Consider the following 26,973-nt stretch of genomic DNA (forward strand, 5'->3'; position numbering starts at 1 on the left):
TCGTCATGTACGTCACGCGGGACTTTTCGCACTACGTCCGGACCGCGGGCGACGGCGTCCAGCACATCGATCTTGCGGTCGAAGGCGTTCACTGCGCCGGCTGCATGGCCAAGATCGAGCGCGGACTATCCGCCATTCCCGACGTCACGCTGGCGCGTGTGAATCTCACCGACCGGCGCCTCGCGCTGGAATGGAAGCAGGGCACGCTCGACCCGTCTCGTTTCATCGATCGGCTCGAGGAGCTCGGCTACAAGGCCTATCCCTACGAGACGGAGAGCGCGGAGGCGACCGAAGTCGCCGAATCGCGCTTCCTGCTGCGCTGCCTCGGCGTTGCCGCGTTCGCCACCATGAACGTGATGATGCTGTCGATCCCGGTCTGGTCAGGCAACGTCTCGGACATGCTGCCCGAGCAGCGCGACTTCTTCCACTGGCTCTCGGCGCTGATCGCGCTTCCCGCGGCGGCCTATGCCGGGCAGCCGTTCTTCCGATCCGCCTGGCGTGCGCTATCGGCGAAGACCACCAACATGGACGTCCCGATCTCGATCGGCGTGATCTTGGCGCTCGGCATGTCCGTGGTCGAGACCTTCCATCACGCCGAGCACGCCTATTTCGACGCGGCGATCATGCTGCTGACGTTCCTGCTGGTCGGCCGCTTCCTCGACCAGAACATGCGGCGGCGGACCCGCGCAGTCGCCGGCAATCTCGCCGCGCTGAAGGCGGAGACCGCGGCGAAATTCGTCGGAGCCGATGAGATTTCACAGGTACCGGTGGCGGCGATCCATCCCGGCGACATCGTGCTGCTGCGGCCGGGCGAGCGCTGCGCGGTCGACGGCACCGTGATCGAGGGGCGCTCCGAGATCGACCAGAGCCTGATCACCGGCGAGACGCTCTATGTCGTGGCCGAGCATGGCACGCCGGTCTACGCGGGGTCGATGAACATTTCGGGCACGCTGCGGGTGCGGGTCTCCGCGGCCTCCGAGGCGACGCTGCTGGCGGAAATCACGCGACTGCTCGACAACGCGCTCCAGGCGCGCTCGCGCTACATGCGGCTGGCCGACCGCGCCTCGCGGCTCTATGCGCCGGTGGTGCATGCCACCGCGCTCCTCACCATCCTCGGCTGGGTCATCGCCGGCGCAAGCTGGCATGATGCGATCGTGACAGGCGTTGCCGTTTTGATCATCACCTGTCCCTGCGCGCTCGGGCTCGCAATCCCGACGGTGCAGACCGTGACCTCGGGCGCGATGTTCAAATCGGGCGTCCTGCTCAATTCGGGCGACGCCATCGAGCGGCTCGCCGAAGCCGATCATGTCATCTTCGACAAGACCGGCACGCTGACGCTGCCGGAGCTCGAAGTCACGAACGCGGCTGATATACCCGCCGACCTGTTCGAGCTCGCCGGCCGACTTGCGCTGTCGAGCCATCATCCGGTGGCTGCCGCGGTCGCGCAGGCCGCGGGCGCCCGATCGCCGATCGTAGGTGCGATCGAGGAGGCCGGGCAGGGCGTGTGGGCAACGATCGACGGCCTTGAGATTCGCCTTGGCCGTCCGTCCTTCTGCGGCGCCGAGGCGTTGATCGGCGCCGATCTTGATCCCGAAGCCTCCATCGTGGGCTTCAGCAAGGGAAACGAGAAAGTCATCCTCTCGGTGCGTCAGGGTCTGCGCCCGGATGCCCAGGCCGTGATCGCGGCACTGAAGACACGCAACATCGGCATCGAGATTCTCTCCGGCGACCGCGACCCGGCAGTGAGGGCTGCGGCCCATGCTCTCGGCATTCCCGAGTGGCGCGCCGGCGTCACGCCTGCCGACAAGATCGCGCGGATCGAGGAGTTGAAGCAGCGCGGCGCAAAAGTGCTGATGGTCGGCGACGGCATGAACGATGCGCCCTCGCTTGCGGCAGCTCACGTCTCAATGTCGCCGATCTCGGCCGCGCATCTCAGCCAGGCGACTGCCGATCTCGTCTTCCTCGGCCGGCCGCTGGCTCCGGTCGTTGCCGCGATCGACTCCTCGCGTCAGGCAATGCGCCTGATGCGGCAAAACCTCTGGCTTGCGATCGGCTATAATGTCCTGGCCGTGCCGGTCGCGATCAGCGGCGTCGTGACACCCCTGATCGCTGCGGCAGCCATGAGCGGCTCGTCGATCATGGTCATGCTGAATTCGCTGCGGGCACGCAGTTCTTCGCGGGAGACCCTGTGATGGAAATCCTGGTCATCCTGGTGCCGCTGGCGCTGATGCTCGGAGGTGCGGGCCTGGTCGCCTTCCTCTGGTCGCTCCGAAGCGGCCAGTATGACGATCTCGACGGCGCGGCGTGGCGCGCAATCGCCGACGAGGAGCCGCCGACGGAGGCGCCGATCAAGCGCTAGCGCTTCAAGTCGAGCGTGAGCAGGGCTGCGGCCGCGAGGGCGAGACCTACTCCGGCGATGCAGGCATGCCAGCCGAAGGCGTCGAACAGCCGCCCGAGCACGGCGGTGCCGACCAGCCCCCCGCAGAAATAGCAGGCCAGATAGGTGCCGCTGGCAACGCCGCGATTCTCGCTCGCCACCTGTCCGACGAACCCGGTAGCAGCGGCCTGCGCGAAAAAGGTTCCGACACCAACGAGGACCATGCCGGTGAGCACCTCGCTCAGATGAGGCGCCAGCATCAGCGGCAAGCCGATCGCCGCCACGGCGATGCCGCCCCAGATCGCCGGCCGCGTTCCAAGGCGCGATGCGATCCGGCCGGCCAGCAACGTCGTGACCACCGACGGCAGGAAGACGAAGTAGACCAATCCGATATCCATCATGCCGAGTGACAGCGGCGGCCGAACCAGAACGAAGTTGACGAAAGTGAAGGTGCCGATGAAGGCGAACAGAATGCAGAAGCCGATACCGTAGGCCGCCCGCAACCGCGGATTGCGCCAATGCGCGATCATGGCGTCAAGCGGCGACCCAGTCGGCATCATCGTGTGCATGGGTTGCGCGCGCTTGATCGTGAAATAGACCAGCACCGCGCCCGCCAGATTGAGGGCCGCGAAGAAATAGAAATTCCACGCCAATCCAAGGCCATCGGCAACCGCGGCCGAGATCAGCCGGCCGATAAGATTGCTGGCGACGTTGCCGGTGATGTAGGCGGCAAACGCGCCGCCCGCGTCCATTGCGCTGCATTGCTCGCCGAGATAAGCGAGCGTCAAGGCAAAGGCGGAAGCCATGCAGAGGCCCTGTGCGACGCGCAAGGCGGTAAAGACCGCAAGATTGGGCGCGGCCGCAAGCAGGGACGTGGGGATCGCGAGAAGCGCCAGGCTGAGCAGGATGCCGGTCCGGCGGTTGATCTGCGGACTGAGGAAGCCAATGACGAGGCTGGCGATCGCCATGCCAATGGTACTGGCATTGACGGCGAAGCTCATCGCCGCCGGCGTGACGCCATAATGCCGCGTCAGCGACGGCAGGATGGCCTGGGTCGCGAACAGGTCGACCACGGTCAGGAATGCGGTCAATCCGATCACGAGGGAGCGAAAACCCACGCCCGGCGAATGCTCACCCATCTGCGTGGCTGTCGGTTTCATCTGCGCGGACAGATCGGTCATGGCACGATTCCTGTGCAGCCGTGGTTGTCATTCCGGGTTCGCTGCGCGCCCCGGAATGACGGGAATGCGATGCACTACATGCGCACGTCACATATTGTGGTCGTGGGGATCCTTGCGAACATCGCCGACATAGAGGATCACAGTCTCCGTGCCGAGGTTCTTCCACCAGTGCGAGGTGCCGAACACTTCGGGGCGAAGATCGCCGGCCTTGTGCACGATCGGATCGACGCAGTTGGAGGCGTATTCGACGATCTCTCCCTGCTGCACGAAGATCAGGGCGGGGCGGTCGTCGTGGCTGTGCCAGGGCACGATGCCGCCGGGCGCAATGGTCAGCTTGCGGAAGCGCAGCTCGCGGCCGTCGATATGCGCCGGCTGCTTGCCGAGGTCGATCATGCCCAGCGTGACGTCGGTAACGCCGACCGGCTTGTAGTCGACCATCTGCCGCGCGTTCGGCTTGATCTTGTCGGCCGGGCATTCGCCGGCGAACACAGGTTGCGTAGTGAGCATCAGCGCGCCGACGAGCGCAAAACCCGGCAAGATCGCCCGGGAAAGTCCGATGTTGTTGAACATAGGGAAGTCTCCTCTGTTGGCCGCGACCTCGAATGCGGCGGCTGCGATATCAGCTTGGTCGAGATCGCGTCTTGGTTTAAATGCCGTGTATCTCTCGAAACCATAGCGAGCCGCTATGCGTGCCCGAGCATGTGCTTGATGTCGGCGGAGAAGGTCGGATGGGCATAGACGTTGTCGCGGATCTGGCTGGCCGTGATGCCAAATTTGATCGCAAGCCCGAAGATGTTGATGAGCTCCTGGCCCGCATGGCCGAAAAAGTGCGCGCCGAGAACGCGGTCGGTGGTGCGATCGACGATCACTTTGGACCATGCGACGGTCTCGGCATAGGAGCGGGCGGAAAACCAGTCGCGCATGTCGTTGACGTGAACGTCGATGGCGGATCCGTTGTGCCGTGCCGTCGCTTCGGTCAGACCGACGGCAGCAAGCGCCGGCACGGTGTAGACCGCCGTAGCCATGCCGGCGTAGTCGGGCGCATGTCGTGGTCCGTCGACGATGTTGCGGCCGACGATGTCGCCTTCATAGCTTGCAACCGGGGAAAGCTGTGGCGAGATCGGCACGGCATCGCCGCAGACATGAACCCGCGGATTTGAGGTCGAACGCAAGTGGCAGTCGAGCGAGATTCGTCCGTTCGTATGTTCGACCTGGCCGGCCGTAAGGTCCAGCGAGCCGGTATTGGCCACCCTGCCGGAACCGTTGACGACACGATCGGCCTCGGCCGCGTGCTCGACCCCATCTCGGGTAAAGACCACCCTGAACCGGCTGCCGGTCCGTTCGATTCTCCGCACGCCCACGCCGGCCTCGACTTTGATGCCGATGCGCTCGCTCTCCGCCTGCAACTGGGCGACGGCATCGGCGTCCATTGCCGGCAGGAGTTGTGGCAGCGCCTCGAGAACCGTCACTCCGGCGCCGGCGCGCGCGTAGATGTGCGCGAATTCCAGCGAGATTACGCCGCCGCCGATAAAGATAACCGAAGCCGGCAAGTCGCGATCGCTCAACATCGTGTCCGACGTGATCATGTGCTCGGCGCCGGCGATCGGTAGCGGCCGCGGCTTCGAACCGGTCGCGATAACGACGTGGTTGGCCTCGAGCACGCGATCGCCGATGCGAATGGTGCTGGGCGCAACGAAGGTGCCATACCCCTTGATCACTTCGACCTCGCGACGCGCCATCGCGCGGGCGAGGTTGGCGGGGATATCCCTGATCATGTTCTTCTCGCGGTCGATCAGCGCCGCCCAGTCGAGCCGCGGCTTGTCGATCGCGATATGATGAACGGCAGCAAGCTCGATGTCGTGCAGCACCTGGCCGGCGGCGACCAGAACCTTCTTGGGCGTACAGCCGCGATTCGGACAGGTGCCACCGAGATCGAGCGGCTCGATCATCGCGACCGAGAGCCCGGCCCGCCGGACGGGGCCGGTCACGCCGATCCCGGCATTGCCGCCGCCGAGGATGACGACGTCGAATGTTTGGCGCACCATCGGACCCTCGCTATTTGGCGGTGATGGTGGCCGTGATGGACTTGACGACCATGGTCGCCATCTTGAACTGCGCCTCGCGATTCCGGATGTTGTGGCGCCTTGCGATCCAGTCGAAATCCGTCCAGACGGCCCAGACGTCGCCATTATCATCCTGGGTCAACAACAGGCGGACCGGCCAGTCGAGCCCGGCGTTGGGGTTGGAGGTGATGAACTGCGTGCCGAGCGGCGGATTGCCGAAGACCAGCAGGGTGGAGGGGCGAAGCTTGATTCCGGCGTCGGCGGCAAGCTTGGACTGATCGACTTCGAGGAAGAATTTGATGCCCTTTGCGGCGATGTCCGCCTTGATGCGGCTGATCGCCTCCGACAAGGGGATCGCGCTTTTGACGCGGACGATGCCGTCATCGCTGTCGGCTCGTGCAACCGATGTTGCAGCCGACAACAGCAGGAACAGCAGCAGAAGCGACGTGGCGAGGTTGGCAAGGCGCGATGCGATTTGACGGCTCATGGCGGTCCTCCTGTGAGTGGCAGCTTGGATCGCGGCTAGGATGGAGGCGGCGCTCTGCAGAGTGAAATGCGAAACGACTCTGAACGCGATAGCCCCGCGCTATCGTGGCGCGATACGCCGCGGCTATCGAACCGATTGTGGATCGGCATTTCCGCCGGGGCGGCTTCCACTGTTTGATGGCAGGGCGGGCGGACCCGTCTATCCGGAGGAGCGTCTCGTGAAACTGTTCCAAGCCTCTCATGCCAGCGCCGCATTCGCGGTTGCCGCCACATCGGCCTTCTCCTAACGGCTTCCCTTGCGGGCGGCCGGACCACGCGAGTAGTATTTGAACTGAAAGCGGGAGCGCAAAATGACATCCCTTTCGCCGGCCGATTCCGAACGGCTCAAGCTTGCCTTCCAGCGCTGCAGGGACATGGAGGGCACGCTGAACGAGCAGCTCCGAGCCTATGCCGATGCCGGGCGCGAGATCTTTCCTGCCTATGGCGAGGCGGTCGACCATCTGGTGACCAGATTGAACGGGAACGGCGGCGGCGAGAGCGCGCCGCGTCCGGGCGATGCGATGCCGCCGTTCATGCTGCCTGACGAGAGCGGACGTCTTGTCACGTTGTCGTCGCTGCTGGAGAGCGGCCCGGTCGCGGTGATGTTCTTCCGCGGCCATTGGTGCCCCTACTGCCGGCTCAATGTCCGCGCGGTGATCCAGGCGCAGGATCGTATCGATGCGATGGGCGCGCGGGTGGTCGCCATCATGCCGGAGACGCAGGAATATACCGGGACGTTCAGGCTCGACGCCGGCGCGCCATTCCCGATCCTGACCGATCTCGATAACGGCTATGCGTTGTCGCTCAACCTGGCGATCTGGCTTGGCGCCGAGATTCAGCAGCTGTTGTCCTACCAGGACATGGCGAAGTTTCAAGGCAATGATGGCTGGATGCTGCCGATTCCGGCCGTGTTCGTCGTCGGCCGCGACGGGATCGTGAAGGCCCGCTTCGTCGATCCGGATTTTCGTAAGCGCATGGAGATCGACGATTTGCTCGCAGCGCTCGAAATGGCTAGCGGCGAGCGCTAGCTCCAGTATCCCGACGCGCCGCAAGCCCTTCCTTCTCCCCCTGTGGGAGAAGGTGGCGCGAAGCGCCGGATGAGGGGTTGTATCCGCGAGCTCAGCAGCAGTTGTATTCGCGGAGACAACCCCTCACCCGTCTCGCCGCTACTGCGGCGAGCCACCCTCTCCCACAAGGGGAGAGGGTAAGAATGCGCAGGCTCTACCCCGCAATAGCCCGCCAGTCCGCGCCGCGCAGCATGCGCATGATGGCGCTGGCGACCGCCGTGCGCTGCCGGCCGGCGACGCCGTAGAGGTTGACAGTGCGGCGGGCGTCCAGCCCTGTGACCGCGGCGCGCTTCAGGCCCTCCGGAACGGGCGAGGTGCGCGGCACCATGGCAACCCCGATATCGGCCTCCACCAGCTCGATGAGGTCGCGCTCGCTCGAAATCTCGTGGCCATGATCGACGTTGATGCCGTGCTCGCGCAGGCTCGCGGAGATGCGCCCGAAATGCTCGCAGAAGGTTCGGCTGAGCAACTGCTCCGGGCGCAAATCGTCCAACTCGATCGTGTCGCGACCGGCCAGTCGATGCTCTCTGCTGACGACGAGCTCGAAGCCCTCGGTGAAGAGCGGCCAGACGTCGAGCCGATCCCAGGCCTCGTCGATCTCGGCGGCGATGCCGAGCTCGGCATCGCCTTTTCTCAGGTAGTCGCCGACCTCGCGGCTAGAGCCGCGCAGGAAGCGGAATTCGAGCCGGTTGAACTGCCGCCTGATCTGGTTGAGATGGGGAATGAGCAGTGTCAGATCGATCGAATGCGTCAGTGCGATGCGCAGCGCGCCGATCTCGCCGCTCCTAAACGAGGAGGCGAGCGAGCGCGCGCCGGAGGCGGCGTCGTAGCACTGCTTCAGGAGCGGGTGCATGCGCTGGCCGAGCTCGGTCAGCTGCGCCGCCGGCCGCTCGCGACGGAACAGGTCGCCGCCAAGCTCGGCCTCGAGCTGCTTGATTGCCCGCGTCAGCGAGGGCTGTGTCACGTTGCATTGCTCGGCCGCGCGCGTGAAGTTCAATAGCTGCGCCACGGCGAGAAAGTAGCGGACCTGGTGCATCTCCATGGATCGGCTCTCCGGCAGGATCGGCCGGAAATCTAGCCCAACTGGGTGACGAATGACATCCCGGCGGCGATAGCGCGCGCGTATGGTTTCGGAAGCCAGGCGGCATTTCCGTTCGCTCCGGCGATCGTTCAAGGTCTTGCGGAAGCGCGGGCTCGGCCATGCGCCAGCCATCGGAGGACTTGTCATGAACATCCCGGTAAAGCCGCAGACGTCCCAGACTGCTCACTCGCTGGCCGGAAAGGTGGCGCTGGTCACCGGTTCGACCAGTGGAATCGGCCTCGGCATCGCGCGGGCGCTGGCCGCTGCCGGTGCGGACATCGTGCTCAACGGTCTCGGCGCTGCAGCCGAGATCGGGCGCACACGCGAACAGATCGCCGCCGAGTTCGGCGTCAAAGCGAGCTTTTCCCCGGCGGACATGACGCGGCCGAAATCCATCGCCGAGATGATCGCAGCCACCATTGCTCAGACCGGCCGGCTCGATATCCTGGTCAACAATGCTGGCGTCCAGCATGTCGCGCCGCTCGACCGGTTTCCAGTCGAGAAATGGGACCAGATCCTGGCGATCAACCTGACTTCGGCCTTCCACACCACGCGGCTTGCACTGCCCGCGATGCGCCAGAACGGCTTTGGCCGGATCATCAACGTCGCCTCGGCCCATGGCCTCGTCGGATCACCCTTCAAGGCCGCCTATGTCGCCGCCAAGCACGGCATCATCGGCCTTACCAAGGTGACGGCGCTGGAGACCGCCGAAGAGGGCATCACCTGCAACGCGATCTGCCCGGGTTATGTATACACGCCGCTTGTGGAGGCGCAGATTGACGGGCAGGCCAAGGCGCACGGCATTTCGCGCGACCAGGTGATCCGTGACGTTCTGCTGGCGCAACAGCCGAACAAGCGCTTCGCCACGGTTGAAGAGCTTGGCGCCCTCACGGTGTTCCTGTCGACCGCCGCGGCCGCTTCGATCACCGGGATTGCGCTTCCGGTCGACGGCGGCTGGACCGCGCATTGACATGAGCCGGCGTAACAAGCCGCAAGCGGCTGCGAATATTCGGGCGGTGCAGATGCACCAGGAGCGTGACATGAACAGCATGCAGGGCAAGACGCAGACTATTCGGAAGGACCTGCCGGGCCAGATTGTACTGGTGCTCCAGGGCGGCGGCGCGCTCGGATCCTACCAGGCCGGCGTCTACCAGGCGCTGCACGAGGCCGGCATCGAACCGGACTGGATCATCGGCACGTCGATCGGCGCCATCAATGCAAGCCTGATCGCGGGCAACGAGCCGAAACACCGGCTCGCTCGCCTGAAGGAATTCTGGAAGAGAATGGAACAGCATCCGGTCTGGAATCTGCGGACCGCATTTCCCGGCTTCAACGACAAGCTGGCCTATTGGTCGACCGTCACACATGGCATTCCCGGCTTCTTCCGGCCCAATCCGCTGGCGCATGCCGGCGACTCCTATCCGCTGGGAGCCGATCACGCCGGCTTCTATTCGACCGCGCCGCTGGAAAACACGCTTCTCGACCTCGTCGATTTCAGCCTGGTAAATCGCTGCGCGCCACGGCTCACGGTCGGCGCGGCTCATGTCCGCAGCAGCCAGATGCGCTATTTTGACAGCCGCGACGGCGAGCTGACGGTAAAGCACATCATGGCCTCAGGTGCGCTGCCGCCGGCCTTCCCCGCGGTGCGCATCGACGGCGAGCTCTATTGGGATGGCGGCATTCTGTCGAACACGCCGACTGAGGCGGTCTTCGACGACAATCCGCGCAAGGACTCGCTGATCTTCGCCGTCCACCTTTGGAATCCCGTCGGCGCCGAGCCGACGACCATGGCGGAGGTGCTGAACCGGCACAAGGATGTGCAATATTCCAGCCGCATCGCGAGCCAGATCGTCCGTCAGCAACAGGCTCATCGTCTGCGCCATGTCATCAACCAGCTCGCCGCGCGACTGCCCGAGAGCGACCGCAGCGATCCGGCCGTGCGTGAACTGGCGGGCTATGGTTGTCCGACGCGCATGCACGTCGTCCGGCTGCTGGCGCCGCAGCTCGATCACGAGACCCACACCAAGGATATCGACTTCAGCCCGTCCGGCATCATGCGGCGCTGGGATGCGGGCTACGCCCACACAAGGTCCGTGCTCGAACGAAAGCCGTGGGTCGGCGAATTTGATCCACTGTCAGGCGTGGTGCTTCACGAACATATGGAGGACATGCCGATGGCGGCGGAGTGAGCGCCGGACCACGTGTCGCTTCACGCAATGACGATTTGGCCAGGCCGCAGGTCCGGGCTATTGTCGCAGGGTCTGCGTCGAAGGGCTTGCAATTGGTCACTGACAAAGATCTGGAGGCTGCGCTCACTCTCGTCCGGGCTGAAGCCGCAGGACCAGTTGCGGGAGTGTTCGGTCCGGCGTCGTTGACCTGGCGGATCGACAGGGAGGCAGTGATCTTTCTCGGCGCCGGCCGCGCGCTGCTGCTTCAACTGGCGCATCCCTGGGTCGCTGCCGCTATCGCTGAGCATTCGCGGACGCTTGCCGACCCGATCGGTCGCTTCCATCGCACCTTCGGCATCGTCTTTGCCATGGTGTTCGGGCCGCTGGATCGCGCGCTGCTGTCGGCCAGGCAACTGCATGGGCGCCACACCATGATCGTTGGAGAGATGCCCGAGGCCGTCGGCCCCTTCGCGGCGGGCTCGCGCTACTGTGCCAATGAGGTCGCGGCGCTGCGCTGGGTTCACGCGACGCTGGTCGAGACCGCCCTCATGGCGCATGACCTGGTTCTGCCGCCGCTCTCGGTCGAGGAGCGTGAGCGCTACTGGACCGAGAGCCGGCTGTTCGGCGCCTTGTTCGGGTTGACGCCGGATGACCTGCCGGAAAACTGGTCCGCCTTTGCAGCTTATACCGAAGAGATGGCGCAGTCGGAGACATTGACCGTCGGCGCGGCGGCACGCGAGGTCGCCGCACAGATATTCAGTGGCGCGCGTCCGTGGTTGCGGCCACCCCGATGGTACCGCGCCCTCACCGCGAGCATGCTGCCGGAGCGATTGCGGACAGGCTTCGGATTTGAACTCGACGAACGCGACACCAGGGTCGCCGATCGTGCGGTGATATGGATCAAGCGGGTCTATCCGAGACTGCCCGACCGGCTGCGCTATGTCGGTCCCTATCAGGAAGCGCAGGCGCGGCTGAATGGCAGCACCGGGCCCGACTGGATGACTCGCTGTCTCAACAGAGCGTGGATCGGACGGCCGCAGATGGACGATCGTCGTGGCAGGGGGTGAGGTCCTCCGACGCTGACACAACCACCGTCATTGCGAGCGCAGCGAAGCAATCCAGACTGTCTCTGCGGAAAGATCCTGGATTGCTTCGCTCCGCTCGCAATGACGGAGTATGCGGAGGCGCCGTCGCGTCCTCACACCGGCGCCAGCTTCCGGTACAGCGCGCTGTAGGTGCCGGCCGAGATGCTCCACGAGAACGACCGCCCCATGGCGCTGCGGCGCATGGAGTCGAGCTGGTCCTGGGCCATGAAGGTCGAGAACGCCCGGCGGACCCCGCCGAGAAGGGATTCGTGCGAGGGTCTTGAGAACAGGAAGCCGGTCTCGCCGTCGGTGATGGTCTCGGCGAGCCCGCCGGTCTGGTGTCCGATCGGCAACGAGCCGAAGCGCTGGGCGTACATCTGGCTGAGCCCGCACGGCTCGAAGCGCGACGGCATCAGGGTGAAATCGCTGCCGGCAAAGATCCGCCGTGCCCGGGCGTCGTTGAAGCCGATCGCGACCCCGATGGCGTCGGGTCGGCGGCGATGGGCGTCGATCAGCGCCTGCTCGAGCGCCGGCTCGCCCGAGCCGGTGACCACGATCTGCCCGCCGGCATCGACGATCTCGTCGGCCGCCGACAACACCAGGTCGATGCCCTTCTGGTGCACGAGACGCGCGACGATGCCGAACATCGGGCCGCGCGACACCGCGAGCCCGAACTGCTTGCGCACATAATCCGCATTGGCCCTCTTGCCGACCCAGTCGCCGGCGCCGAATTGCTGGGCGAGCTGGGCGCAGGAGCGCGGGTCCCAACTCTCGTCGATGCCGTTGAGGATGCCGGTGAGCTCGGCCGCGTCGGAGCGCAGCCGCAACAGGCCTTCCAGGCCGCAGCCGAACTCGGGCGTGGTGATCTCGTGCGCATAGGTGCCGCTGACGGTCGTCAGGTGGGACGCATAGACCAATCCCGCCTTCAGGAATGACACCTTGTCGTAGAACTCGACGCCGTCGATGTGGAAGGAGCTTTCCGGTGCGCCGATCCGCCGCAGCGAGTCCTTCGGGAAGAGGCCCTGATAGGCGAGATTATGGATGGTCAGGATCGACGGGACCTTGCTGCCGCGCCAGGCGAGGTAAGCCGGCACGAGCGAGGCCTGCCAGTCATTGGCATGGATCAGGTCTGCTGCCCAATTCTTGTCCAGATTGCCCGCGGCCAGCTCAGCGGCTGCCGAGGCAAAGCGGGCGAAGCGGATGTCGTTGTCCGGCCAGTCGCGCCCGGACTCGTCGCCATAGGGGTTGCCGGGACGGTCGTAGAGCTGCGAGCACAACAGCACATAGACCGGCAAGCCGTCCTTGGTTGCGGCGCGGCCGAGCGAGCAGGCCGGCATCTCCGCGAAGGCGGGGCAGCGGCCGACGACCTGAATATGCGTGAGTTGCTCGATGATGTCGCGATAGCCGGGGAGCATGATCCGGATATCGGCGAAAGGGCGAAGGGCTCGGGGGAGGGCGGCGGAAACGGCACCAAGTCCGCCGACGCGGACGAAGTCGTCCATCTCTGTCGTGACGAACAAGACCCTCAAGGATGATCGCCCTCTGCCGGAGCCCGACTGCTGTTATGCAAGAACGGGTCCAGTTGCCCTGAAATTTCCAAGCCCGCCTACACGGCGCGTCCGTTCGGTAAAGACTTTCCTACTCAGCCGCCGCCCTCTAGGGTCGGCGCACCAACAAGAGAGAACATCGATTGTTCCTAAGCGGCCCAAGGACGTAAGCAAGTATGCAGCTAGCAGATAAGCATGAGGGGACGACGACAAAGGCCTTCGCCGGCCTGCGGGTCCTGGATTTTTCGACCACCATCGCCGGTCCCCACTGCGCGCGGATGCTCGCTGACATGGGTGCCGAGGTGATCAAGATCGAGACCGAGGGCGGCGAGACGATGCGGACCCGGCCGCCGCTGCGCAAGGGGTGCAGCACCGTGTTCGGCCAGCTCAATGCCGGCAAGAAGAGCGTCGTGCTCGACCTGAAATCCGAGGACGGCAAGGAGGCGGTTCGCCGGCTGGTCGCGACCGCCGACATCCTGGTCGAGAATTTCCGTCCCGGCGTGATGCGCCGCCTGCGGCTCGACTACGATGCCTTGCGTCCGCTCAATCCGAAGCTGATCTACTGCTCGATCTCGGGCTACGGCCAGACCGGACCGTCGGCCGAACTGCCGGCCTATGCGCCGGTGATCCATGCCGCCTCCGGCTACGACATGGCGCATCTTGCCTACCAGCCCGGACGCAACCGTCCGGATTATTGCGGCATCTACCATGCCGACGTCGTCACCGGCACCTACGGCTTTGGCGCGATTGCATCCGCGCTCTATCAGCGCACCGTCACCGGCCGCGGCCAGCATGTCGACGTCTCCATGCTGGAGTCCATGCTGACGTTGACCGTGATCGAGTTGCAGAGCTCGCAGTTCGCGGTGAAGCCGCCGCCGCGTCCGATGTTCGGCCCGACCGAGACGGCGAACGGCTACGTCATGATCACGGTTGCGAGCGAGAAGACGTTCCAGGGATTGATGGGCGTGATCGGCCGGCCCGACTGGATTTCCGATGCGCGCTTCTCCACCTATGCGGCGCGCCGCGAGAACTGGGCGGACTTGATGGACGGTGTCGAGGCATGGTCGCGGCAGCTTTCGACAGATGAATGTCTCGTTGCATTGGGCGTCGCCGGCGTGCCGGCTTCGGCCTACCGCACCGTATCTGAAGCGCTACGGGATCCTCAGCTCGCGCACCGGCAGGCGCTCTCTGCTGTCGAGGACGAGGGCGGCTCCTTTCAGATCCTCAACTTGCCATTCCGGATGTCCGATGCCGACACGACGCCCGGCAAAACGATGGCCGTGCTCGGCGAGCACACGCGCGAATTGCGCGAGGAGATCGGCCTCGCGGGTGGCGCGTCAATTCCGTCCGGCAAAGCCGCCGCGCAAGGCTGACGGACGGCTTCGTACGGCAAGCAATGCGGCCTTGCGCGCGGCCGGCTTGCCAGCATCCGCCAGCGTAAACTAGACAGGTCCGGGTTTGTCTGGCTCCGCCACTCATGGCATGGTGGCGGCGATAATAACAAGCATGCGGGAGGACGCTGATGAAGAGTTTCAAGGTCGCCGATTTCAAGGCGCCGCTGCAGGAGTTCGACGAGGCCACGCCGCAGCCGTCCGGCACGCAGGTACTAATCAAGGTGAAGGCGGCGGGCGTCTGCCACAGCGACCTCCATATCTGGGAAGGCGGCTACGATCTCGGCCACGGCCGCAAGCCGCTGTCGCTGAAGGATCGCGGCATCAATCTGCCGCTGACCATGGGCCACGAGACCGTCGGCGAAGTTTTGGCCTTCGGGCCGGACGTCAAGCCGGCCGATCAGGGCGACCTGAAGCTCGGCGATGTCGGCCTGGTCTATCCCTGGATCGGCTGCGGCAAATGCGCGACCTGCCTTGCCGGCGATGAGAACATGTGCCTGACACCGCGCTCGCTCGGGGTCTATTGCGACGGCGGCTATGCCGATCACATGCTGGTGCCGCATCCGCGCTATCTGCTCAACCTCAGGGGGCTAGATCCGGCGACCACCGCGCCCTATGCCTGCTCGGGCGTCACCACCTACAGCGCGCTGAAGAAGGTCGAGCAGCATTTCGACACCCCGATCGTGATGTTCGGCGCCGGCGGTCTTGGCCTGATGGCGCTGTCGCTGCTCAAGGCGATGGGCGGCAAGGGCGCGATCATGGTCGACATCGACGCCAGGAAGCGCGAGGCGGCGGAGAAGGCCGGCGCGCTGGCGACCGTCGATCCCAAGGCGCCGGATGCGCTTGAGCAGCTCGCGAAGAAAGCCGGCGGGCCGATCTGCGCGGTGATCGACCTCGTCGGCAACGCCGCCACCACGCAGCTCGGTTTCGACTGCCTGACCAAGGGTGGCAAGCTCGTCCTCGTCGGCCTGTTCGGCGGCGGCGCGACTTGGGCGCTGCCGCTGATTCCGATCAAGGCGGTGACGATCCAGGGCAGCTATGTCGGCAATCTGCGCGAGACGCAGGAGCTGCTCGAGCTTGTCCGCAGCAAGAAAGTGCCGCCGATCCCGGTGACGCCTGTGCCGCTCAACAAGGCCAACGACGCGCTGCTGCAATTGCAGCAGGGCGCCGTGGTCGGGCGCACGGTGCTGACGCCGTAATACCGCTCTCACTCCTCGTCATTGCGAGCGAAGCGAAGCAATCCAGAGTCTTTCCGCAGTCACAGTCTGGATTGCTTCGCTTCGCTCGCAATGACGGCGTCTCTCCTTTCTTCGCGCAGGAACCCCATGTCCGCAAACAACGCCTTCCATATTGCCGTGCTCGCCGGTGACGGCATCGGTCCCGAGGTCATGGCGCCGGCGATCGAGGTGCTGCGCAAGATCGAGGCGAAGTCGGGCTTGAGCTTTCGTTTCACCGAGGCGCCCGCTGGCGCCAACAACTATCTCGCGACCGGCAAGTCGATGCCGGATTCGACGATCAAGCTGTGCGAGGAGGCGGACGCGATCCTGCTCGGGGCCTGCGGGCTGCCGTCGGTGCGCTACCCCGACAATACCGAGATCGCGCCGCAGATCGAGCTACGCTTCATCTTCGATCTCTATGCCGGCGTACGCCCGGCGCGGCTGATTCCGGGCGTGCCGAGTCCCATCGTCGGTGCCGACAAGCGCGGCATCGATCTCGTCGTGATCAGAGAGTCGACCGAAGGCCTGTTCGCCTCGATGGGCAAGGGCGTCGTCACGCACGAGGATGCGCGCGAGACGCTGGTGATCACGCGCAAGACTTCCGAGCGCTTGTTCGAGTTTTCGTTTCGGCTGGCCGAGCGGCGCAAGGCGCGCGGCAAGCCGGGCGTTCTGACCTGCGTCGACAAGGCGAACGTGTTCAAGGCCTTTGCCTTCTTTCGCGGTATCTTCGACGAGATCGAGAAGCGTCACCCCGGGGTGAAGACCGACCGGCTCTATGTCGATGCCTGTTCGGCGATGCTGGTGAAGCGTCCCTGGGATTTCGACGTGATGGTGATGGAGAACATGTTCGGCGACATCGTCTCCGACATCGCCGCGAGCCTGATCGGCGGCCTCGGCATGGCGCCGTCGGCCGACATTGGCGACAAGTACGCCGTGTTCCAGCCGTGCCACGGCACCGCGCCCGACATCATGGGGCAGGGCAAGGCCAATCCCACCGGCATGATTCTGTCGGCCGCAATGATGCTGGACTGGCTCGGCGACAAGCACGGTGTCGAGGGCGCCGCCGAGGCCGGCGAGAGTATCGAGCGTGCGGTGGACCGGATTTATGCCGGCGGCATCAAGCCGATGGAGTTCGGCGGCAGCAACGGCACCGCCGACATCACGAAAGCAGTGCTTGCCGCGCTCTAGCGGTCAGGCACAGGGAAAGGGGACCTCGTGCCCTCCTTCGTAGATCACCAGCGACGCCAGTGATGGTGGTGACCCCAGCCCCACGGACGCGGACCGTAGAAGCGTCGCGGACCGCCGTAATAACCGTAGGCGCCGTAATAGTTGGGACGCCAGAAGCAGCGGCCCCAGGGATTGCAGACCCAGCGTACCTGCTCGATGTCGGCGGCCGGACCGCTTGCAATTCGATCCGCCTGCGGGATGCCGTTCGGCATCGCCGCGAGCGCCGGTCCCGAAGCGAGCGCCACCCCGCTCATGGCAGCCAGGGCAAAAGCAGCAAACTTGAGTTTCATCGCAATCTCCTCGCAATCTCCCTCTTGGTGGCGGAAGAACACTCGGAAGATCAATTGGTTGCTATCGCGTCGCAGGCGCGCGAGGAATTTAATCTTCCTGAACGCCGGTTCAGCTTCAGCGCCCCTGGAACTGCGGCTTGCGCTTCTCCATGAAGGCCTGCCGGCCCTCGCGGAAATCCGCACTGTCCATGCAGGCGTTGCCGATCGCCTTGATCGCGTCCATGTCGCGCTGGCTTTCGTCCTTCAGCACTTGCGCTATGGTGATCTTGGCGGCCTTGATCGCCAGTGGCGCGTTCTCCGAAATGCCCTGGGCGATCGCCATGGTCTCGCCCCAGAGATGATCGTCCGGAACTACGCGCTCGACGAGGCCAATGCGCAGCGCCTCGGCGGAGTCGATGCGCATGCCCGTGTACATCAGCAGCCGCGCCCAGGACGGGCCGACCAGCGACACCAGGTGCCGCAATCCGTCATAACCATAGGCGATGCCGAGCTTTGCGGCGGGAATGCCGAACTGGCTGGCATGCGCAGCGATGCGGATGTCGGCGAGCATTGCGACCTGCATGCCGCCGCCGAGGCAAAAGCCCTGGATGCAGGCAATGGTCGGCTTGGGATAGTCGGCGAGCAGTGCGCGCTGGGCGGCGCTGCGCTTGGCGTATTGTTCGGAAGCAGCGGCGTTGTGGCGGGTCTTCTCGAACTGGCTGATGTCGGCGCCCGACACGAACGCCTTGCCGCCGGCGCCGCGCAGGATCACGACGCGGACCGCCGCGTCGTCGCGCAGGCTGGTCAGCGCCTCGCCGAACCCCTCCCACATCTCCAGCGACATCGCGTTGCGCTTGTCGGGATTGTTGAAGGTGATCACGCCGACGCCGCCCGTGGCGTGCTTGAGGATCTTGCCGTCGGCGTATAAGCTTTCGGTTGTGTTGGATATCTCAGGCATTGCGCACCCGCTCGTCGTTGGCGGGGCGCAATGTGCGACCGCGGCGAGGCCGGGGTCAACCGCGGCAGGGCGAGGGGCTTTGCATCCGCCTGTGCCGCAATTGCATGGCGCGGTCGCGCTTACTGCACCATGTGCGCAGTGAGCGGGTGATGGGCGGCATTGCTGAAGAACGCTGCCTCTTCGGCCGTGGCCTCCAGCAACTGCTCGTCCTGATTATAGACGTCATTGCGGAATTGCACGGTCTGGTCTTTGCTCATCCACGCTGTGAGATAGATCCAGGCCACCGGCACCTTCTTCACCATCGCGACCTCGAGATGCCGTCCGCTGGCGATTTCGGCGTCGATCGCAGCACGGCTCCATTTCGGCTGGTCCCTCAGCAGCCAGGCGGCGAGATCGCGTACGTTGTCGACGCGCGAACAGCCGTGGGAATCGAAGCGATAGTCGTCGCTGAACAGATTGCGCTGGTTGGTATCGTGCATGTAGACCGAATAGGGGTTCGGCATGTCGATCTTGACCGCGCCAAGCGCGTTGAAGGTGCCGTTCTGCTGGCGCACGGTGAAATTCGGGGTGTGCGTGCCCGACCAGTCGACCGAATGCGGATCGATCGGATTGTCGTGGCCGTCGAGCACCTCCATGTGCATGCGCGACAGGTAGCCGGGGTCCTTGCGCATATGGGCGGAAATCTCGGTCTTGGCGATCGAGGACGGCACCGTCCAGGTCGGGTTGAGGACGACGCTGGTGATCGACGCGGTCAGCGTCGGTGAAGGCTTTTCGGTCTTGCCGACGATCACGCGATAGCGCCGCACCACGACGTCGTTCTCGATCGCCTCGGCAAAGGCGGCGGGGATGTTGACCACGACATAGCGCTGGCCGAAGCCGAAATTCATGTTCTCGAGCCGCTCCAGCGAAGCCTCCAGCTGGCGGATGCGTTTCTGCACCGACACGTTCATCGCGGTGATCGTGCGCGGGCTCATCAATCCCGTTGGCGCCAGTCCATGGCGGGCCTGGAAGCGTTTCACAGCGTCCGCCACATCCTGATCGAAGGCGCCGCTCGTCTTGTCCGCCACAAGATCGCCGGAGACGATCAGCCGCTTGCGCAGCAACTCGTCGTTCGCACCTTGGACGTCGAGCGCGAACTTGGCGTCGGCCGGGATCATCGGCCAGCCGCCGCGCACCGCGATATCGGAATAGCTGAAGGCCGCGTCCTTGATCCGCTGTGCGGAGCCCTCGTCATAGGTCGGCTCATGCGTCAGCGCGAGCGCCGCGGCCGAGCGGCTCTCCGGGGTCTTAGCGGGCGAAGAGGTCGTAGCTTTCGGCGCGGCTGCATGGGCCGGATTGGCGGCAGCCGGCACGGTGCCGGCCGCCGTCGCCGGCTTGGGGCCGGCCTGTCCCGTGGTCTCGGTCTGCGCAGGCGCGGAGGCGCTGGCGAACAGGCCCATGAACCAGCCCGTGGCAATGATCACGGCATAGCGCTTCGACATGTGTCTTATCTTTCCCCATGAGCACGAGGCCCGGGCGGGCGCTCGCATTGGCAATTCCCGGCCACCGGTGCCGATTCGCGAAAATCGGCGGGAGGCTAGCGCCTCGGGATTGTGGTCCCCTTAACCGTGGCGCATCGCGAGCCCCGCGCGTTTCGATGCGGGTCTCTCGATTGGGTCGCAACAGGAGCGGGATGGGTTCGCGAAAACGCGACGCATGGCGGGCATGAGTGCCAAGAAAAAGGAGCGGTCAGGCCGCCCCGAGAACCAACGGCCACGCGCGCTGCGCGCGGGCCCGGATCTGATCCGGTACGTCCGATCCAGTACGTTCGATCCAGTCGGTCTCGTTCAATCCGGCCGCGCCCCGTGACGCGGCGGATTGAACATCGGCCATAAAGGCCAGGCCGTCGATCGATCCTTAGGCTTCGTTCGCCGCGATCGATTCCATCAGCGAGACCAGCTGACGCTGTACCGTCTGGTCCTTGATCTTGCTGTAGGCGCGCAACAGGCGGAGGCTGAAAGCGCTGTCGAGGAAGAGCAGGCTCTCGACTTCGCGCGCCTTGTTGTCGCCGTCATAGAAGAAGGTGACGGGCACATCGAGGGCGGTGGCGATCTGCTGAAGCCGAGCCGCGCCGACGCGATTGACGCCCTTCTCGTATTTCTGGACCTGCTGGAAGCTGACGCCGAGCTTGTCGCCCAGCTCCGCCTGCGAGATCTTCATCTCGACACGACGCAGACGGATGCGTTTGCCCAGCTCAATGTCGGGCTTGCCGGCACTGCGCTGCTTCATTCTTTTCGCCGCTGTTTTCATACTTTTTCTCATCGTTCTTCGGTTGGAAATCCCCCGAAGAGGTGGGTCAGGGGTTCGCCCATATACTCGTCCTTGAATTCATGCGGATGCACGAACTCTTCCTTAAACCACGGGAATCGCGCCGGATTGAAAGCTTCGATCAGCCAGTCAATCATGTGCCGCACTCTCGGTATCCGGCCGCTACCGGGGTGGTAGGACAGCCAGATATCCAGCGGTCTGTTCAGCTCGACCTCCAGTGGAATCAACTTCCCGCCAAGCGCAATGGCGTAGCTCGGGAATACGCCGATGCCGGCACCGTTCGCGACAGCCCAGTAGTTGGCGCTTGAGACGTTGGTCTTCATGACCAGAAGGTCACGTTCCGAAACGCCCGGGAAGAAGCTTTCGAACGATTCCTTGGCGGCGAGCTGGTCCGCGAATTGCAGCACCAGGCGGTGCTTGATCAATTCCGCCGCGGTCCGCGGCGCGCCATGCTTTGCGATGTATTTCTCGGCGGCCCAGAACATCAGATGCATGCGGCCGAGCCGCACCAGCTTGATGTCGAGCGCTGAAGGCCGCGACAGGTGGATGGCGACATCAGCCTCATGGCGGGAGACGTCGGCCGAGCGCATCGCGCAATGCAGATCGACCAGGATCTTCGGATAGGCCTGCTGGAATTCGACCAGCCGCGGAGCGAGCCAGAACGTCCCGAGCCCCTCGGTGACGGCGACGCGGACTTCGCCGGACAGCGCGTTGGCCATCGAATCGCTGGCGCGCAGGACGTCGAAGGTGGCCGCTTCCATCCGCTCGACGGCGGAGACCACCAGCGCGCCGTCGTCGGTCAAATGGGTGCCGTGGACGTCGCGGGTGAACAGGGTGGTGCCGGTCTGGCGCTCGAAATCATCAATCCGCCGGCGGACGGCGTTGATCGACAGCGACAGGCGTTCGGCCGCCGAGCGGAAACTGCCGCATCGGACGACTTCCAGGAATATCCGCGCGGCATCCCAATCCGAGAGGCCGCTGAGATTTGTCTTTGAGCGTTCTTCCAGTGGAACGCCCCTTTCCGCCACGGAGTGCATACAAGTCCCTTCCGAGCGCTAAACTGGCAGAATCTAGCGCGAACCACAACCACGGCGGGTTGGGGATCGGCGAGTTTTGAACGCCATCCTTACCGTGCTAAAGGTGGTATTGGAGTGTGCCGGGGCTGGGGAATCGGGCAATTAATCGCCCGGAAGAGGGGTGTGCGTGCGTTCCGTTGCGAGCCTTGAAATGGCTGCGGGATTGCAGGGTTCGTCTGAACCCAAAGGTGGCGTGCGAGTGTTTGCGCGGCCTTGCGAGCAACCTTGCGAAGTGGATCATTTTCAACGCGCCAGGCGTTTCATCCGTGAGTGCTTCGAGCCTTGCGCGCGCAGCGCCGCGACAGCCAATGGAACTGCGGTTTCGAAGCAGAAACATACTGAAATCGTATTCGAAGGCGCGGACTCGCCATGCTATCTTGCATTTGGCATGGGGGCCGAGGGGATGGTCACAAATACTTCTCGCAGGCCGAATTAACGGAAAGAACGCCGGTGTCGCATTCAGTCGAACAATTGCAGTCGGTGCTGGAGACGCTTGAGGAGTGCCGCAAGGTTCTCAACGAGAGCAACAGCCGTGAGTCGGCCGAGCTGCTGTCCATCGTCATCCTCGATGTGCGGATGCGACTCAAAGGAATTGACGATGCCGATCTCAAGGCATTGTGCGACGAAATGCTGCGGGGCGCTGCCAGCGAACCGCCGCCGCCTTCCAAGCAGACGCAGGACCAGCCCCGGCGTCCGCTGCTCCGCGTGGTGAAGTAGCCGCGCCGCCGAATTTCGCTTTTTCGCGAGATTTGTGCGCGTCCCGATGCCGCATCTGTGATTGCAGACGGCATCGGGAGGAGCCCTGGTTTGATAGCGCCTCAGTTGCGCATTCTCCGGCATCGGTTACACCAGAGCCGGTTCGGCTCCGATCCCTCGTGCATTTTCGCACGCGGCTTGGAGCATGAGATGGCTCCGACTTCATCATGCAAAATGTTTCGATCCCGGCGGCGCTGATTGCTGGCCTCGTCAGCTTCCTTTCTCCCTGCGTCCTGCCTCTGGTCCCGCCCTATCTGATCTATCTGACGGGCGCCACGATCGAGCATGTCGAGAGCAACGAGCCGGTTGCGGCCTCGAAGCGCGCGATCATGATGTCGGCGCTGCTGTTCGTGCTCGGTTTCTCCACAGTCTTCGTGGCGCTCGGTGCCAGCGCCTCGCTGATCGGTGGGCTGATCCGCGCCTGGTCGGCCGAGCTGTCGATTCTCGCCGGAATCGTCATCATCGTGATGGGTCTGCACTTCCTGGGACTGACGCGGATCGGCCTGTTGATGCGCGAGGGCCGGTTGCCGATCCCGAGGCCGGTCGGCCTCTGGGGCGCCTACATCATGGGGCTCGCTTTCGCCTTCGGCTGGACTCCCTGTATCGGCCCGATCCTGGCCGCGATCCTCTCGATCGCGGCAGCCGAAGCGACGGTGACCAAGGGCGCCGGCCTGCTCGCGGTCTATTCCGCCGGCCTCGGCATTCCCTTCCTGATCGCCGCCCTGATGATCGAACAGTTTTCTACACTGTTCGCACGCATGAAGGGCCAGCTCGTCAATGTCGAGCGCGCCATGGGCGTGTTGATGGTGATCACCGGCATCGGATTTCTCACCGGCGCGGTTTCGAACGTGAGCATCTGGCTGCTCGAGACGTTCCCGGCGTTGCAGACGATCGGGTAGAGCCTCAGCCGGGTGCGACGCTCACCTCTCGATGCGATTCCATGTGGTCGCTCCGGGATAGTGGCCGCCTGCAAGGCGGCCACTATCCTTCGTCACGTCTCTGATCAATCGATTTCCTGAACGACCGTTCGGGAGCCCGGATCCACGAGCATCACGCGGTCGCCGGAATAGACGTAGCGATACTTGGTGAGCGAGGGGCCCCAGTCTGGCGGAACGGCCTCGAGCTCGACGTCGCTTGGCACCGTCGCGCCGATGATGATCTTTTCCTTCGTCGTCACCGGATGGACGCGATGCTCCGTGATGTAGGACTTGATCCTGGTTCGGTACTCCGGCTCGATCTGAACCGTCGCGTGACCGGTTCCAGTCGTCGTCACCACGGTCGACTGCGCGAAAGCGCCGGTCGAAATCAGGACCACCGCGGCGGAAAGCAGCAACAGCTTCTTCATCTTGTGCTCCTCGTTGGAATATGCGCCGCGACAACCTCTCATCGCAGGCGACGTTCCCTCGGGAGTAGGAACAAATTGCCGGTTTTTCCCGTTCGTAAATGGGCCGATGTCCGGTGAACTGGAGGGGGAATGAAGCTGAAGATAGCGACTGCAGCGCTGATGGTTGCTGTAATGTCCCTGCCGGTGTTCGCGGCCGACTAAGGCCGCCCATACAGCCTGCCGCGCACCAATAGAGACGCCAGTTGCAGTGCAACAGGTCGTGTAGGAATAGCCCTGCGACGAAGAATACCTCCAGCGCACGCGAAATGACTTCCGTCCCGCCGAGGTTTTACATACGCTTCCCTTTCGCAAGCCGCATACCGGCTGCGCTCACGGCCAGGCTACAGGGCTGGAGCATCAAAGGGAGGGGAGACGATGAAGCGAAGGTCATTTCTCGCTGGTATCGGCGCGACCACTGCGGCGGCTACGATGGGCATGCCGTCGATCCTCAGGGCGCAAGCGCCGATCACGCTGAACGGCGCGGTCCAGTTCAACGACGACCATGCCTTCAACCGGGCGCTGATCCGGTTCGAAGAGCTGGTCAAGAAGTACTACGGCAAGCCTGTCAACTTCACACTGCACAAGAACTCCTCGCTCGGCCTTGAGAAGCAGTATTTCGAGTACATGTCGCAGGGCAAGGCGGTCGATTACGGCATCGTCTCGCCGGCTCACATGTCGACCTTCGCCAAGGCGGCCCCGTTTATCGATGCGCCCTTCGTGTTCAAGGGCATCGAGCACATGAACAAGGTCGTCGAGGCCAATATCCTGGCGCCGATCGCCGACGAAGTCGCTGCGAAAGCCGAGGTCGTTCTGATCGGTTATTCCGGCGGCGGCATCCGCAACATCTTCGCCAACAAGCCGCTTAGGAATCTCGCCGATCTCAGAGGGCTCAAGGTTCGCGTGCAGGGCGCGCCGATCTGGTCGAAGACCTTTGCAGCTGTCGGCATGAGCCCGACCGTGATCGCCTATAATGAGGTCTACAACGCCATTCAGAACGGCGTGATCTCGGCCGGCGAAAACGAGGCGGCCGGTGTCGAGGCGATGAAGTTCTACGAAGTCGCACCCCACCTCAGCCTGACACAGCACGCGGTATCGATCCGGCCGATTTGCTTCTCGGTGAAAACGCTGAAGACCTTGCCGAAGGATCTGCAGGACGCGATCATGAAGGCCGGCAAGGAGGCCGGCGATTATGGCCGCCAACTGGAGTCAAGCGAGGAAGTCGTCAAGCTCGACGCGCTGGAGAAGGCCGGCAAGCTCAAGCGCGTTCCGTTCGAGGAGCGCGACGCCATGAAGAAGCTCGCCGATCCCGTGATGGCCACCTATGCCAAGGAAATCGGCGCCGAGGGCATCTTCGAAAAGATCAACGTCGCCTGAGAAACGTCGCTGCCCACGCGACAGGAAGTCGGGGCAAGCCAGACGGCTTGCCCCGTTCCGTGATTGTGATCCCCCGGAGCCATGATGACTGAAATATCGATGCCGCCGAACCCGTCGCCATGGCGCCGAGCAACGGCGGCCTATGCAAAACTGCTGGAAATCCTGCTCGCCGCCTGTGTCGGCATTCTGGTCGTTCCGGTCACGCTGCAGATCATCTCGCGCTACACGCCGTTCATTCCGTCCTACATCTGGACCGAGGAGATGGCGCGCTTCCTGTTCGTCTGGACGATCATGATCGGCGCCATGGTCGGCATAAGGGAGTCGCAGCATTTCGAAGTCGACGTCTGGCCCGATTTGTCACGCCGAAGCGAGGCCGCGGTGCGGATTCTCGCGCGGCTCGGCGTCCTGGCGATGGCCGTGGTGTTCGTGTGGGCAGGGCTCGAATTCACGCGGTTCGCCTGGAACCGAACGTCGGAACTGGCGGATCTGCCGCTCTGGATGATCCATGTCGCCTGGCCAGTGGCCGGCGTGACGTGGATCGTGTTTGCCGGTGAACAGATCGTCGACGAGATGCGGATCCTGGCTGGGGCAAATCGATGAGCGGCAATATTCTTTCCGCCGGACAGGCCGCCATGGTCCTGTTCGGGACTTTCGTTGGCCTGCTCATCATTCGCGTGCCGGTCGCCTTCGCGCTCGGGCTTGCCTGTGTGCCGATCCTTTTGATCGAGCCGCGCCTGTCGATCATGACGCTCGCACAGGAAACCTTCAACGCCTACAATTCGTTCATCCTGCTGGCGGTGCCGTTCTTTCTGCTGACCGCCAATTTGATGAGCATCGGCGGCATCACCGACCGCCTGGTCGCGTTGTCGCGCTCGATGGTCGGGCACTGGCCGGGATCGCTGGCGCAGATCAATGTCGTGCTGTCGGTGTTTTTTGCCGGCATCTCCGGCTCCTCCACCGCGGATGCGGCGAGCCAGTCCAAGATATTCATCGACGCCCAGACCAAGGAAGGCTACGACCTCTCGTTCTCCATCGCCATCACCGCGGTCTCCGCGGTGCTCGCGGTCATCATCCCACCCTCGATCCTGATGATCGTATGGGGCGGACTGATCTCGACTTCGATCGCCGCGATGTACCTCGCCGGCATCGTGCCGGGCCTGTTGATCGCCGGCGCGCAGATGGCCACCGTGCACGTCTATGCCGTGCGCCGCGGCTATCCGACCTATCCGAAGGACAGCTGGCGGGACATGTGGTGGGCGATCTTGCGGTCGATACCGGCGCTGACGACGCCGTTCATCATCGTCGGCGGCATCTTGCTGGGATGGTTTACCGCGACCGAATCCGCATGCGTCGCGGTGCTCTATTCCATTGCGCTATCGACGTTCTTCTACCGTGAAACCGGCGCGAAAGAACTCTACAAGGCGCTGCTCGATACCGGGCGTCTGGCCGGTGTCGCGCTGTTCTGCGTCGGCACCGCGAGCGCGTTCGGCTGGCTCTTGGCCTATTACCGGATCCCGCAGGAACTGCTGGCCAACGTCTCGACCTGGGGCATGGGCGCGATCGGGGCCGGCTTCTTTATTTCGTTCTGCTTCCTGGTGGTGGGCTGTTTCCTCGACGCCATTCCGGCGATCATCATTGTCGGCACGGTGCTGGAGCCGTTGGCGAAATCGGTCGACCTGCATCCGGTGCAGTTTGCGATCATCTCGATCGTCTCGCTGGCCTTCGGGCTGGTGACGCCGCCCTATGGCCTGTGCCTGATGATTGCCTGCTCGATTGCAGGGGTGCGGCTGCGCTATGCGCTGAAGGACACGGTGATCATGCTGGTGCCGATGCTGCTGGTGCTGGCCGCGCTGATCATCTGGCCGAGTGTATCGCTGTTCCTGCCGCGCCTGCTCGTGCCGGAGATGTTGAAATGAGCGG

26 protein-coding genes are annotated in these 26,973 nt (G+C 64.1%); 14 read left to right on the forward strand and 12 right to left on the reverse strand.

Going from position 1 to position 26,973, the window contains the following annotated elements; all coding sequences use genetic code 11:
* The first annotated feature begins 5 nt into the window (after nucleotides 1-5).
* Both GWG65_RS00325 and ccoS read left to right on the forward strand, forming a co-directional pair.
* Entirely contained in the window at nucleotides 6-2,192 is a 2,187-nt protein-coding gene (locus tag GWG65_RS00325; protein ID WP_275193295.1) for a cation-translocating P-type ATPase, read from the forward strand.
* Nucleotides 2,192-2,359 carry a cbb3-type cytochrome oxidase assembly protein CcoS gene (gene ccoS, locus GWG65_RS00330; protein ID WP_275193296.1) on the forward strand — a complete coding sequence of 56 codons (168 nt, stop codon included), beginning with the start codon at nucleotides 2,192-2,194 and terminating at the stop codon, nucleotides 2,357-2,359. Before GWG65_RS00325 ends, ccoS begins: the two co-directional genes overlap by 1 nt.
* Here the strand turns inward: ccoS and GWG65_RS00335 are convergent.
* The 4 genes from GWG65_RS00335 to GWG65_RS00350 form a co-directional block, all read right to left on the reverse strand.
* Nucleotides 2,356-3,558, reverse strand: a complete 1,203-nt coding sequence (locus GWG65_RS00335) for an MFS transporter (RefSeq protein WP_275193297.1) — start codon at nucleotides 3,556-3,558, stop codon at nucleotides 2,356-2,358. The genes ccoS and GWG65_RS00335 overlap by 4 nt on opposite strands.
* Nucleotides 3,559-3,645: 87 nt before the next feature.
* Nucleotides 3,646-4,128, reverse strand: a complete 483-nt coding sequence (locus tag GWG65_RS00340) for a cupin domain-containing protein (RefSeq protein ID WP_275193298.1) — start codon at nucleotides 4,126-4,128, stop codon at nucleotides 3,646-3,648.
* Nucleotides 4,129-4,241: 113 nt separating this feature from the next.
* Nucleotides 4,242-5,603: an NAD(P)/FAD-dependent oxidoreductase gene (locus tag GWG65_RS00345; RefSeq protein WP_275193299.1), complete on the reverse strand. Its 1,362-nt coding sequence runs from the start codon at nucleotides 5,601-5,603 to the stop codon at nucleotides 4,242-4,244.
* A 10-nt stretch (nucleotides 5,604-5,613) separates the two neighbouring features.
* A complete protein-coding gene (locus tag GWG65_RS00350; protein ID WP_275193300.1) occupies nucleotides 5,614-6,108 on the reverse strand; it encodes a DUF302 domain-containing protein in 495 nt (164 codons plus the stop codon).
* 349 nt (nucleotides 6,109-6,457) lie between these two features.
* Here GWG65_RS00350 and GWG65_RS00355 point away from each other — a divergent pair, with 349 nt between their 5' ends.
* On the forward strand, nucleotides 6,458-7,174 hold the full coding sequence (locus GWG65_RS00355; protein ID WP_275193301.1) for a peroxiredoxin-like family protein: 717 nt from the start codon (nucleotides 6,458-6,460) through the stop codon (nucleotides 7,172-7,174).
* 193 nt (nucleotides 7,175-7,367) lie between these two features.
* Here GWG65_RS00355 and GWG65_RS00360 read toward each other — a convergent pair whose 3' ends face one another.
* Complete coding sequence (locus GWG65_RS00360; RefSeq protein WP_275193302.1) at nucleotides 7,368-8,255, reverse strand: LysR family transcriptional regulator; 888 nt, start codon at nucleotides 8,253-8,255, stop codon at nucleotides 7,368-7,370.
* A 184-nt stretch (nucleotides 8,256-8,439) separates the two neighbouring features.
* On the opposite strand from GWG65_RS00360, the gene GWG65_RS00365 reads away from it, so the two are divergent.
* From GWG65_RS00365 to GWG65_RS00375, 3 genes are all read left to right on the forward strand, one after another.
* A complete protein-coding gene (locus GWG65_RS00365) occupies nucleotides 8,440-9,264 on the forward strand; it encodes a 3-hydroxybutyrate dehydrogenase (protein WP_275193303.1) in 825 nt (274 codons plus the stop codon).
* A 70-nt stretch (nucleotides 9,265-9,334) separates the two neighbouring features.
* Nucleotides 9,335-10,483, forward strand: coding sequence for a patatin-like phospholipase family protein (locus GWG65_RS00370; RefSeq protein ID WP_275193304.1), 1,149 nt, complete (start codon nucleotides 9,335-9,337; stop codon nucleotides 10,481-10,483).
* Nucleotides 10,484-10,575: 92 nt separating this feature from the next.
* The gene (locus tag GWG65_RS00375; RefSeq protein WP_275193305.1) at nucleotides 10,576-11,529 is read left to right on the forward strand and encodes an oxygenase MpaB family protein; all 954 of its coding nucleotides are present in this window, start codon (nucleotides 10,576-10,578) and stop codon (nucleotides 11,527-11,529) included.
* Nucleotides 11,530-11,660: 131 nt separating this feature from the next.
* Here GWG65_RS00375 and glgA read toward each other — a convergent pair whose 3' ends face one another.
* Nucleotides 11,661-13,076: a glycogen synthase GlgA gene (gene glgA / locus GWG65_RS00380; protein WP_275193306.1), complete on the reverse strand. Its 1,416-nt coding sequence runs from the start codon at nucleotides 13,074-13,076 to the stop codon at nucleotides 11,661-11,663.
* Between the two features lie 194 nt (nucleotides 13,077-13,270).
* Between glgA and GWG65_RS00385 the strand changes: the two genes are divergently transcribed.
* The 3 genes from GWG65_RS00385 (at nucleotide 13,271) to GWG65_RS00395 (ending at nucleotide 16,890) form a co-directional block, all read left to right on the forward strand.
* The gene (locus GWG65_RS00385; protein ID WP_275193307.1) at nucleotides 13,271-14,467 is read left to right on the forward strand and encodes a CoA transferase; all 1,197 of its coding nucleotides are present in this window, start codon (nucleotides 13,271-13,273) and stop codon (nucleotides 14,465-14,467) included.
* Nucleotides 14,468-14,616: 149 nt separating this feature from the next.
* On the forward strand, nucleotides 14,617-15,684 hold the full coding sequence (locus tag GWG65_RS00390; protein WP_275193308.1) for an alcohol dehydrogenase: 1,068 nt from the start codon (nucleotides 14,617-14,619) through the stop codon (nucleotides 15,682-15,684).
* Nucleotides 15,685-15,810: 126 nt separating this feature from the next.
* On the forward strand, nucleotides 15,811-16,890 hold the full coding sequence (locus GWG65_RS00395) for an isocitrate/isopropylmalate dehydrogenase family protein (RefSeq protein ID WP_275193309.1): 1,080 nt from the start codon (nucleotides 15,811-15,813) through the stop codon (nucleotides 16,888-16,890).
* A gap of 44 nt (nucleotides 16,891-16,934) precedes the next feature.
* Here the strand turns inward: GWG65_RS00395 and GWG65_RS00400 are convergent, their stop codons facing one another.
* From GWG65_RS00400 to GWG65_RS00420, 5 genes are all read right to left on the reverse strand, one after another.
* The gene (locus GWG65_RS00400; RefSeq protein WP_275193310.1) at nucleotides 16,935-17,219 is read right to left on the reverse strand and encodes a hypothetical protein; all 285 of its coding nucleotides are present in this window, start codon (nucleotides 17,217-17,219) and stop codon (nucleotides 16,935-16,937) included.
* A gap of 115 nt (nucleotides 17,220-17,334) precedes the next feature.
* The gene (locus GWG65_RS00405; RefSeq protein WP_275193311.1) at nucleotides 17,335-18,156 is read right to left on the reverse strand and encodes an enoyl-CoA hydratase; all 822 of its coding nucleotides are present in this window, start codon (nucleotides 18,154-18,156) and stop codon (nucleotides 17,335-17,337) included.
* A 119-nt stretch (nucleotides 18,157-18,275) separates the two neighbouring features.
* The gene (locus GWG65_RS00410; protein WP_275193312.1) at nucleotides 18,276-19,637 is read right to left on the reverse strand and encodes a L,D-transpeptidase family protein; all 1,362 of its coding nucleotides are present in this window, start codon (nucleotides 19,635-19,637) and stop codon (nucleotides 18,276-18,278) included.
* A 415-nt stretch (nucleotides 19,638-20,052) separates the two neighbouring features.
* Nucleotides 20,053-20,424 (reverse strand): helix-turn-helix transcriptional regulator, encoded by a 372-nt coding sequence (locus GWG65_RS00415; protein ID WP_045008888.1) that lies wholly within the window; start codon nucleotides 20,422-20,424, stop codon nucleotides 20,053-20,055.
* Between the two features lie 29 nt (nucleotides 20,425-20,453).
* Entirely contained in the window at nucleotides 20,454-21,500 is a 1,047-nt protein-coding gene (locus GWG65_RS00420) for a LysR family transcriptional regulator (RefSeq protein WP_247383518.1), read from the reverse strand.
* Nucleotides 21,501-22,019: 519 nt separating this feature from the next.
* Here GWG65_RS00420 and GWG65_RS00425 point away from each other — a divergent pair.
* On the forward strand, nucleotides 22,020-22,256 hold the full coding sequence (locus tag GWG65_RS00425) for a hypothetical protein (protein ID WP_275193558.1): 237 nt from the start codon (nucleotides 22,020-22,022) through the stop codon (nucleotides 22,254-22,256).
* Between the two features lie 206 nt (nucleotides 22,257-22,462).
* Nucleotides 22,463-23,194 carry a cytochrome c biogenesis protein CcdA gene (locus tag GWG65_RS00430; protein ID WP_275193313.1) on the forward strand — a complete coding sequence of 244 codons (732 nt, stop codon included), beginning with the start codon at nucleotides 22,463-22,465 and terminating at the stop codon, nucleotides 23,192-23,194.
* 104 nt (nucleotides 23,195-23,298) lie between these two features.
* Here the strand turns inward: GWG65_RS00430 and GWG65_RS00435 are convergent, their stop codons facing one another.
* On the reverse strand, nucleotides 23,299-23,640 hold the full coding sequence (locus tag GWG65_RS00435) for a DUF1236 domain-containing protein (protein WP_275193314.1): 342 nt from the start codon (nucleotides 23,638-23,640) through the stop codon (nucleotides 23,299-23,301).
* 414 nt (nucleotides 23,641-24,054) lie between these two features.
* Here GWG65_RS00435 and GWG65_RS00440 point away from each other — a divergent pair, with 414 nt between their 5' ends.
* The 3 genes from GWG65_RS00440 (at nucleotide 24,055) to GWG65_RS00450 (ending at nucleotide 26,969) form a co-directional block, all read left to right on the forward strand.
* Nucleotides 24,055-25,053, forward strand: a complete 999-nt coding sequence (locus GWG65_RS00440) for a TRAP transporter substrate-binding protein (RefSeq protein ID WP_275193315.1) — start codon at nucleotides 24,055-24,057, stop codon at nucleotides 25,051-25,053.
* Between the two features lie 84 nt (nucleotides 25,054-25,137).
* Nucleotides 25,138-25,653: a TRAP transporter small permease gene (locus GWG65_RS00445; RefSeq protein WP_275193316.1), complete on the forward strand. Its 516-nt coding sequence runs from the start codon at nucleotides 25,138-25,140 to the stop codon at nucleotides 25,651-25,653.
* Nucleotides 25,650-26,969 (forward strand): TRAP transporter large permease, encoded by a 1,320-nt coding sequence (locus GWG65_RS00450; RefSeq protein ID WP_275193317.1) that lies wholly within the window; start codon nucleotides 25,650-25,652, stop codon nucleotides 26,967-26,969. The genes GWG65_RS00445 and GWG65_RS00450 overlap by 4 nt, the downstream gene beginning before the upstream one ends.
* Nucleotides 26,970-26,973 lie beyond the last annotated feature (4 nt).

This window comes from Bradyrhizobium sp. CSA207, assembly GCF_029051685.1.
Classification (GTDB): Bacteria; Pseudomonadota; Alphaproteobacteria; order Rhizobiales; family Xanthobacteraceae; genus Bradyrhizobium.

What these genes read in the sequence shown, in the direction of transcription:
- GWG65_RS00325 (WP_275193295.1), top strand. Translation starts at nt 6, where the DNA reads ATGTACGTCACGCGGGACTTTTCGCACTACGTCCGGACCGCGGGCGAC.
- ccoS (WP_275193296.1), top strand. Translation starts at nt 2,192, where the DNA reads ATGGAAATCCTGGTCATCCTGGTGCCGCTGGCGCTGATGCTCGGAGGT.
- GWG65_RS00335 (WP_275193297.1), bottom strand. Translation starts at nt 3,558, where the DNA reads ATGACCGATCTGTCCGCGCAGATGAAACCGACAGCCACGCAGATGGGT.
- GWG65_RS00340 (WP_275193298.1), bottom strand. Translation starts at nt 4,128, where the DNA reads ATGTTCAACAACATCGGACTTTCCCGGGCGATCTTGCCGGGTTTTGCG.
- GWG65_RS00345 (WP_275193299.1), bottom strand. Translation starts at nt 5,603, where the DNA reads ATGGTGCGCCAAACATTCGACGTCGTCATCCTCGGCGGCGGCAATGCC.
- GWG65_RS00350 (WP_275193300.1), bottom strand. Translation starts at nt 6,108, where the DNA reads ATGAGCCGTCAAATCGCATCGCGCCTTGCCAACCTCGCCACGTCGCTT.
- GWG65_RS00355 (WP_275193301.1), top strand. Translation starts at nt 6,458, where the DNA reads ATGACATCCCTTTCGCCGGCCGATTCCGAACGGCTCAAGCTTGCCTTC.
- GWG65_RS00360 (WP_275193302.1), bottom strand. Translation starts at nt 8,255, where the DNA reads ATGGAGATGCACCAGGTCCGCTACTTTCTCGCCGTGGCGCAGCTATTG.
- GWG65_RS00365 (WP_275193303.1), top strand. Translation starts at nt 8,440, where the DNA reads ATGAACATCCCGGTAAAGCCGCAGACGTCCCAGACTGCTCACTCGCTG.
- GWG65_RS00370 (WP_275193304.1), top strand. Translation starts at nt 9,335, where the DNA reads ATGAACAGCATGCAGGGCAAGACGCAGACTATTCGGAAGGACCTGCCG.
- GWG65_RS00385 (WP_275193307.1), top strand. Translation starts at nt 13,271, where the DNA reads ATGCAGCTAGCAGATAAGCATGAGGGGACGACGACAAAGGCCTTCGCC.
- GWG65_RS00390 (WP_275193308.1), top strand. Translation starts at nt 14,617, where the DNA reads ATGAAGAGTTTCAAGGTCGCCGATTTCAAGGCGCCGCTGCAGGAGTTC.
- GWG65_RS00395 (WP_275193309.1), top strand. Translation starts at nt 15,811, where the DNA reads ATGTCCGCAAACAACGCCTTCCATATTGCCGTGCTCGCCGGTGACGGC.
- GWG65_RS00400 (WP_275193310.1), bottom strand. Translation starts at nt 17,219, where the DNA reads ATGAAACTCAAGTTTGCTGCTTTTGCCCTGGCTGCCATGAGCGGGGTG.
- GWG65_RS00405 (WP_275193311.1), bottom strand. Translation starts at nt 18,156, where the DNA reads ATGCCTGAGATATCCAACACAACCGAAAGCTTATACGCCGACGGCAAG.
- GWG65_RS00410 (WP_275193312.1), bottom strand. Translation starts at nt 19,637, where the DNA reads ATGTCGAAGCGCTATGCCGTGATCATTGCCACGGGCTGGTTCATGGGC.
- GWG65_RS00415 (WP_045008888.1), bottom strand. Translation starts at nt 20,424, where the DNA reads ATGAAGCAGCGCAGTGCCGGCAAGCCCGACATTGAGCTGGGCAAACGC.
- GWG65_RS00420 (WP_247383518.1), bottom strand. Translation starts at nt 21,500, where the DNA reads ATGCACTCCGTGGCGGAAAGGGGCGTTCCACTGGAAGAACGCTCAAAG.
- GWG65_RS00430 (WP_275193313.1), top strand. Translation starts at nt 22,463, where the DNA reads ATGCAAAATGTTTCGATCCCGGCGGCGCTGATTGCTGGCCTCGTCAGC.
- GWG65_RS00435 (WP_275193314.1), bottom strand. Translation starts at nt 23,640, where the DNA reads ATGAAGAAGCTGTTGCTGCTTTCCGCCGCGGTGGTCCTGATTTCGACC.
- GWG65_RS00440 (WP_275193315.1), top strand. Translation starts at nt 24,055, where the DNA reads ATGAAGCGAAGGTCATTTCTCGCTGGTATCGGCGCGACCACTGCGGCG.
- GWG65_RS00445 (WP_275193316.1), top strand. Translation starts at nt 25,138, where the DNA reads ATGACTGAAATATCGATGCCGCCGAACCCGTCGCCATGGCGCCGAGCA.
- GWG65_RS00450 (WP_275193317.1), top strand. Translation starts at nt 25,650, where the DNA reads ATGAGCGGCAATATTCTTTCCGCCGGACAGGCCGCCATGGTCCTGTTC.